We start from the raw sequence: 7852 nt of genomic DNA on the forward strand, positions 1-7852 counted from the left end.
TATAAAAACCCACACCTCCTCCCCCCCGCGTTCTGTTGTTAATACCCCCCCGCCCCCGGGGGGGGGGCGGCGGGGCCGGGGGGGGGCCCCCCCCCCCGCCCCGGATCCGCGCCGTCACCCCCCGGCCCGCCGTGGGTGGTGGACGATCCGTTCGTACCCCGGTCGCACGGGACGGGCCGTCCCCCCGCGCGCGCCGTCGGGCGGACCGGACGCGCCGACGGTTGCGCCGCGAGCGCGCCGGGAGGGATCCGGCCATGACCGGAAATCCGGAGCGGTCGTACGCCGCCGAACCGACCGCACCGTCCGGGTGAAGATCGCACCGCGGGTGCCGGCCGGACCGGTCCGGCGGACCGGCGGCCGGCCCGGCGCGGCCGTGCGCCGGCCGGGCCGTGCGACCTGCGATCACGTCGCGCGGCCCCGCGCGATCCCACCACGGGACGCAGTCGCCCCTGCACCCGGAGCGATCACCGCTGGTGGGGGCCCATGCCAATCGTCCCGACCAATATCCCGATGGGATATTCAGCCAAACATCCTGGATCTACTGGCGTCCGCCGGAGCGCTGACCGCAGACTCTCCCCGGGCCGCTCACCAGCCGCCCCGGTCTCCCACCCGAGGCCTCCACAGCTGCGATCCCCCTCTCCCAGGTTTCTCCCCCGGCCCAGTGGTGCCGTACGCCCGGACGACGGCGTGCGGTCGACGCTGCTCGACGCCCCCTGGAGGATTCCGATGGACATGCGCTACGAGGCGTACTCCTACGCCGATCCGCTCTTCTACGACTCTCCGGTCCGCTGGGCCACCCTCGACGAGTTCCCCGCCGCCGTCGAGCCGGCGCCGTCCGGCTGGACGCGCAACACCCGCGAGGTGTGGGTGGGCTTCCAACCCGTCGACCTCCGGCTGCCCGAACAGGGCTGGAAGATCCACGTCTCGGCGCGCATGGACAACGCCCCGCGGATCCTGGACCTCGTACGGGCCCACTGCTTCGAGCACCGCGTCCCGTTCAAGTTCCTGCGCAGCCCGGCGCTGGTCCAGACGCAGAACGCCAAGTACGCCCCGCGCGGCTCCAGCGGCAAGTTCATGACGCTCTACCCGGTCGGCGACGACGCGCTGGAGCGATGTCTCACCGACCTCGACGCCGCCCTCGACGGCGACCCCGGACCGTACATCCTCAGCGACCTCCGCTGGCGCGAGGGACCGCTCTACCTGCGCTACGGCGGGTTCGTCGAACAGTTCTGCCGCACCGAGACCGGCGAACTGGTCCTCGCCTTCCGCGAGCCCTCCGGCGCGCTGCGCCCCGACGTCCGCCGCGCCGTCTTCGAGGTCCCCGAGTGGGCACCGGTGCCCGCCGTCCTCGCCCCGGCCCTGGCCGACCCGGCGCGGACCGGCCCGGGCGACTTCCCCTACACGGTGGAACGGGCCCTGCACTTCTCCAACGGCGGCGGCATCTACCTCGGCCGCCCCGAGGGCGGCGGACCCCAGGTCGTGCTGAAGGAGGCCCGGCCCTACGCCGGCCTGGACCAGCGCGGCGAGGACGCCGTCCGGCGCCTCGGCCGGGAACACGAGGTCCTGCAGCACCTGCGCGGCCTCGACGCCGTCCCGCAGGCCCTCGGGTACCTCACCTCCTGGGAACACCACTTCCTGGTCCAGGAGTACGTCGAGGGCGAACCGCTGCACCGCTGGTTCGGGTTGAACTACCCGCTGGTCCACCCGCACACCGACACCGCGGCCGTCGACGACTACCGCACCAAGGCGCTGCGCATCCTCGACGGCATCACCGAGGGCCTGCGCGCGATCCACGACCGCGGCATCGTGTTCGGCGACCTCCACCCGCGCAACCTGATCGTCCGGCCGGACGGCGGCGTCACCTTCGTCGACTTCGAACTCGCCTCCCCCGTCGACGAGTTCCTCAGGCCCGCACTCGGCGCGGCCGGATTCGCCGCCCCGCCCGGACTGACCGGATTCGCCGTCGACGACCACGCACTGGCCGCCATCCGGCTGTGGCTCTTCCTGCCGCTGATGCCGCTGACCGTCCTCAGCCCCGGCAAGGCGGGCTCGCTCGTCCGGGCCGCCCGGCAGCGGTTCGGGCTGTCCCCGCAACTGCTGCCCGACCCGCCGGCCCCCTCGGCCCCGGGCGCCACCGGCACGCCGTACCGCTCCTTCGAGGACCTGCTGGACGGCGAGCCCGCCAGTTGGCCACGCCTGCGCCGGGAGCTCACCGCCGCCATCACGGCCACCGCCACCCCGGACCGCACCGACCGGCTCTTCCCCGGCGACCCCGGCCAGTTCACCCACGACGGACTCGGCCTGTCCTACGGCGCGGCCGGCGTGCTCTGGGCCCTGCACACCACCGGCGCCGAGATCGACCCCGACCACGTCCGCTGGCTCACCGAGGCGGTGAACCGCGAACCCTGCCGGTCCGGCCTGTTCCTCGGCGGCCACGGCGTCGCCTACGTCCTCGACCTGCTCGGCCGCCGCACCGAGGCACTGGACCTGCTGGAACGGCTCGGCAAGGACGACCCCGACGGCCTGGGCACCGACCTGGCCGGCGGACTGGCCGGCGTCGGCCTGACCCTGCACCACTTCGCCCGCACCACCGGCGACAAGGCCATGTTCGACGCCGCCGTGGACGCCGCCCGGCGCACCGTGCTCAAACTCGGCCTCCACCTGCCGGACGACACCGGCGCCCCGGCCGGGGCCCGCACCGGGCTGATGCACGGCCCCACCGGAGCCGCCCTGCTCCTGCTGCGCCTCTACGAGGACACCGGTGACACCGGGCTGCTCGACCTCGCCCGGCGGGCCCTCGACCGCGACCTGGACCGCTGCGTCCTCGCCGAGGACGGCACCCTCCAGGTCGACGACGGAACCCGGGTGCTGCCCTACCTGGAGTCCGGCAGCGCCGGCATCGCCGCCGTCCTCCACGAGTACCTGCGGCACCGCCCGGACGCCGCGCTCACCGAACGGCTGGAGCAGATCCGCGGCGCCGCCGAGCCCGAATTCATCGTCCAGTCGGGCCTGTTCAACGGACGGGCCGGTCTGATCGCCCTGCTCCGCCAGGCCCGGGACGGGGACACCGCGCACCCGGACGCGATCCGCCGCCACGTCCGGCGGCTCGCCTGGCACGCCATCCCCTACCAGGGCCACCTCGCCTTCCCCGGCGAGCAGTTGCTGCGCCTCTCGATGGACCTGGCCACCGGCAGCGCCGGCGTGCTGACCGCACTCGGAGCGGTGTTCGCGGACACGCCCGCGATGCCGTTCTGGCCCTCGCCGGCAGCCCCGGACGGGCCCCGCGAGAACCGCGCCTGACCGCACCCGCGGCCCGGCCGAACCGACCACCCCGGCGATCCGGCCGGCCCGCCACGCCGCGCGCGTGCGCACCCGCCCCGGACCGTCCCACCCCCGGCACGCCGAGCGCGACCACCGGCCGGCTGCCCACCCCCGCGGCGACACCCGCCGCCCACGAGTTCCGGCTACTGCCGGAAGCACGGCACCACAACCTGATGGGAGTTCACCATGTCGATCCTGAACCTGCAGGCCCTGGAGACCGTCGAGGAGACCGTCGAGTACCGCTCGGTCCTCAGCTCGCTGAGCGCCGTCAACTGCACCAACAGCACGGTCAGCACCCTGCTCTGCCTCTGAGCGACCACCGGCCGCGGGCACGCCCCGCGGCCGGTGTCCGAGGCCGGCCGTCCCCGTGGGTCCGGGGCCGGCCGGCCGAGGACGACGCCGGGCCCCGGTCCCACGGCCGGGGCCCGGTTCCCGTTCCAGGCCCGGTCCCGGCACCCGCTCCGGGCGAGGCACCCGTCCGGAGGTCACCCGTGCCGACCGAACCCTCCCCGTCCGCGGCACTGCGCACGGACCCCGCCCGCTCGGCGCCCGCGCCGACACCCGCGCCGACCGCCGCCCCGTCGACCGTGCCGCGAACCGACCCGTCGACCGCCCCGCCGAGCGGGCCCCCGGCCGAGCCCGCCCCTCCCCGGCGAGGACGGCGGCAACCGCTCGGGCTGCGGCAGGTACTCGGCCTCACCCGCGGCCGGGCAGCCGTCATGGCCCTCGCCGTCACCACCAGCACGGGCGCCGCCCTGGCCCTCCCGGCCGTCCTCGCCCGCGCCGTCGACGCCGCCCTGGCCGGCGCCGGCACCCGGGGCGTCCTGCCGCTGGCCGGCACCCTCGCCCTGCTGGCCGGCTCCGAGGCCGTCGGCCAGTACGCCGGCCCCGGGATCTCCACCGACGCCACCGCGCGACTGCGCGAACGGGCGGTCCACGGGGTACTGGCCGGCAGCCCGCTCGGAGCGCACCGCCTCCCGGTCGGGGACGTCGCGGCGCGACTGACCGCGAGCGCCCCGCAGGCCGCCCTCGCCGCTCCCGCCGTGGTCTACTCCGCGGCCCAACTCGCCATGGCCGCCGCGGCCCTCGTCGCCCTGGCGGTCCTCGCACCGACCGCCGCGCTCGCCTTCCTCGGCACCGCCCCGCTCGGCTACGCGGCGATCCGGCGCCAACTGCGCCGCACCACCCGGCTCGGCGAGGACTACCAGCGGGCCCAGGCCGACATCGCGACCCGGCTGCTCGACGCCGTCTCCGGCAGCCGCAGCATCGCCGCCGCCCGCGCCGTGGACCGCGAGGCCGCCCGCGTGCTGCGGCCCGTCCCCGCACTGTCCCGGCACGGCCGGGAACTCTGGGACAGCCAGCGCCGGATCGCCTGGTGCTCCGCCCTGCTCGCCCCGGCGACCCAGCTCGCCGTCCTGGCGGCCGCCGGCGCGGCGGTGGCCGCCCACACGCTGTCCGTCGGCGGGCTGCTGGCCGTGCTCGGCTACACCGGCATCGGCCTCGGCGGCTTCGGCGCCGCCCAGAGCCTGCTCGACGTCTCCCGGGCCCGCGCGGGAACCGCCCGGCTCACCGAGCTGCTCGACGCACCGGAGCGGCCCGTCGGCACCCGTCCGCTCCCGCCCGCCCTCCCCGGCGCCGGGAGCCTGGACCTGCGCGGGGTGGTCGTCGGCGGGCCCGGCGGCCCCGTGCTCGACCGGCTCGACCTGACGGTCCCCGGCGGGACGTGGACCGCCGTGGTCGGCGCCGACGACGCCGCCACCTCGGCGCTCGCCGCCGTCGCCGCCGGCCTGCTCGACCCGGACGAGGGGGCGGTGCTGCTCGACGGCGTCCCGCTCGGCGCGGTCCGCCCGGAGGAGCTGCGCACCGCCGTCGCCTGCGCCTTCGCCGATCCGGCCCTGCCCGGCCGGACGGTCCTCGACGCCATCGGCCTGGGCCTGGCCCCCGGCCCGGACGACCGCGTCCACCGCGCCGCCCGGGCGGCGCGGGCCGACGAGTTCGTCCGCCGCCTCCCCGACGGCTACCGCACCCCGATGGACCGGGCCCCGTTCTCCGGCGGGGAACGCCAACGGCTCGGCATCGCCCGGGCGCTGGCCCGCGACGCCCGGCTGCTCGTCCTGGACGACGCGACCTCCTCCCTGGACGCGGCCACCGAGAACCGGGTGCTGCACGCCCTGCGCGAAGAGGCCGGCCATCGCACCCGGCTGGTGGTCACCCGACGCGCCGCGGTGGCCGCCCACGCCGACACGGTGGCCTGGCTCTGCGACGGCCGCGTCCGCGCGCTGGCCACCCACGAGGAACTCTGCGCCGTCCCCGCCTACCGGGCCCTGTTCGGGGGCGGACCGCAGGACTGACCCCTCCCGGCCCCTCCCGGCCCGGCCCCGTCCACCCGTGGGGGCCGTCACCCGCCGGTCCTCACCCGTGAAAGGCGGCTGCGATGTCTCCCTCCCGCACGAACCGGCCGGACCGGCCGCATCCACCGGACCGGGCACGCCCGCCGGACCGGCCCCGTCCGCCGGGCGGGGCGGACCGACCGGGCCGGGCGGACCGACCGGGCCGGGCGGGCCTGCGGCTGCTGCGCTCGGCACTCGCCCACAGCCGGCCTGCGGTGCTCCGGCTCCTCGCCTGGTCACTGCTCTCCGCGGCGCCCGCCCTGGTGTCCGGCAAGGCGCTGGCCCTGGCCGTCGACCGCGGTTTCCTCGCCGGCCGGCCCGCCCAGGCGGCGGGCTGGCTCGCCCTGTTCGCCGTGGTCTCGGTGGCCGGCGCCTGGGCGTCCCGGCAGACGTACCCGTGGCTGGCCGAGGTCGTCGAGCCGATGCGCGACCGGCTGCTGGGCCGGGTGGTGACCGGCATGCTCCACGGCGCCGCCGCCACCCCCGGCCGGACCGACGGTTCGGGCGCGGTCGCGGTCGCCCGGCTCACCCGTCAGGTCGAGGCGGTCCGCGACACCGTCGCGGGACAGCTGCTGGTGGTGTCCCACTTCGCGTTGACCGCCGTCGCCGTCGTGGCCGGCAGCGCGGCCCTCGCCCCGGCCGCCGCCCTGCTGATCGCCGGCCCGCTGCTGCTGTCGCTCCTCGCGTTCGCGGCCCTCGCACCGGCCACCGTCCGCCGCCAGCGGGAAGCCTTCGCAGCCGAGGAGGAACTGGCGCGGTCCTGCGCCGACGCCCTGCAGGCCCTGCGCGACCTGGTCGCGTGCGGCGCCCGGGACGAGGCCGAGCGCGAGGTGCTGGCCACCGTCGCGGCGAACGAGGCGGCCGGGCGGTCCCTCGCCCGGCTCGCCGGCGCGCGGCGGCTGATCGTGTCCGCGGGCGCGCACCTCCCCCTGCTGCTGGTCGTCCTGGCCGCCCCCGCCCTGGTCGGCCGGGGGATGACGCCCGGCGCCGTGGTCGGCGTGCTGGCATATCTGACGGGCACCCTGGAACCCGCCCTGCGGCTGCTGGTGCAGGGCGCGGGCGCCTCCTGGCTCCGGCTGGCGGTGGCCGCCGACCGCCTCGCCACCGCCGGCGGCCACCCCGACGACGGCCCCACCACCGACCGTCACCCCGCCGGCGGCCACCCTGACGTCGGCCACCCCGACGACGGCGCCCCGGAGCCCGCCGAGGCCGGGACGGCGACGCCCGTCGACCACCCCGACGACGCGGCCGCCCGCCCAGCCGACGGTTCGGTCGAACTGACCGGTGTCTCCTTCGCCTACGGCGCCGCCGCGGACCCGGTCCTCGACGGCTTCGACCTCGCGGTGCACGACGGCGAACACCTCGCCGTCGTCGGCCCGTCGGGCATCGGGAAGTCCACGCTCGCCGACATCCTGGCCGGCGTGGTGGCCCCGGACCGCGGCCGGGTACTGCTCGGCGGGATCGCGCCCGCCCGGCTGACCGGACCGGACCTCGCCCGCGCCCGGGTCCTGCTCCCCCAGGACCCGTACGTCTTCACCGGGACGGTCGCGGAGAACCTCCGGTGGCTGGCCCCGCACGCCTCGACAGCCGCCGTCCTGACGGCCGCGGACGCCGTCGGCGCACGGTCCCTGGTGGAACGGCTCGGCGGACCGGGCGGGCACGTCACCCCGGCCGCCCTGTCGGCCGGCGAACGGCAGCTGATCGCCCTGGCCCGCGCCCACCTCTGCGACGCACGGCTCGTCATCCTCGACGAGGCGACCCGCCACCTCGACGCGGCCGCGGAACTCCGGGTGGACCGGGCCTTCCGCGACCGGCCCGGCACGGTCGTCACCATCACGCACCGGATCGGCCCGGCCCGCCGCGCGGACCGGGTCCTGTTCCTGGACGGAGCGCAGCCCCTGCTGGGAACGCACCGCAGCCTGCTGGCCGAGGTGCCGGCCTACCGCCGGCTGACCGGCGATCCGGCGCCCGACGGCATCACGAGGCGGTCACCACAAAAGAATTGACGAATCATCAGATCACGGACCGGCACTGACGGGCCGGCGGAACGTGACCGCCCCCGGGCGCCGGCGGCGGGGGGCCCCGGGCGGGGGGGCGCCCGGCAGCCCCCCCCGCCCCGCGGGAGCCAGCCCATGGTGGCC

The 7852-nt window shown here is 77.2% G+C and carries 4 protein-coding genes; all 4 read left to right on the forward strand.

Annotated elements, in window-relative coordinates; genetic code table 11:
• Window positions 1–726 precede the first annotated feature (726 nt).
• Window positions 727–3300 (forward strand): class III lanthionine synthetase LanKC, encoded by a 2574-nt coding sequence (lanKC, locus tag ACFV0O_RS03005; RefSeq protein ID WP_380335522.1) that lies wholly within the window; start codon window positions 727–729, stop codon window positions 3298–3300.
• Between the two features lie 207 nt (window positions 3301–3507).
• Window positions 3508–3633 carry a SapB/AmfS family lanthipeptide gene (locus ACFV0O_RS03010; protein ID WP_350522840.1) on the forward strand — a complete coding sequence of 42 codons (126 nt, stop codon included), beginning with the start codon at window positions 3508–3510 and terminating at the stop codon, window positions 3631–3633.
• A 179-nt stretch (window positions 3634–3812) separates the two neighbouring features.
• Window positions 3813–5672 (forward strand): ATP-binding cassette domain-containing protein, encoded by a 1860-nt coding sequence (locus ACFV0O_RS03015; protein WP_380335525.1) that lies wholly within the window; start codon window positions 3813–3815, stop codon window positions 5670–5672.
• A 254-nt stretch (window positions 5673–5926) separates the two neighbouring features.
• Window positions 5927–7717: an ATP-binding cassette domain-containing protein gene (locus ACFV0O_RS03020; RefSeq protein ID WP_380335528.1), complete on the forward strand. Its 1791-nt coding sequence runs from the start codon at window positions 5927–5929 to the stop codon at window positions 7715–7717.
• Window positions 7718–7852 lie beyond the last annotated feature (135 nt).

This window comes from Kitasatospora sp. NPDC059577 (assembly GCF_042735475.1).
Taxonomy (GTDB): Bacteria; Actinomycetota; Actinomycetes; order Streptomycetales; family Streptomycetaceae; genus Kitasatospora.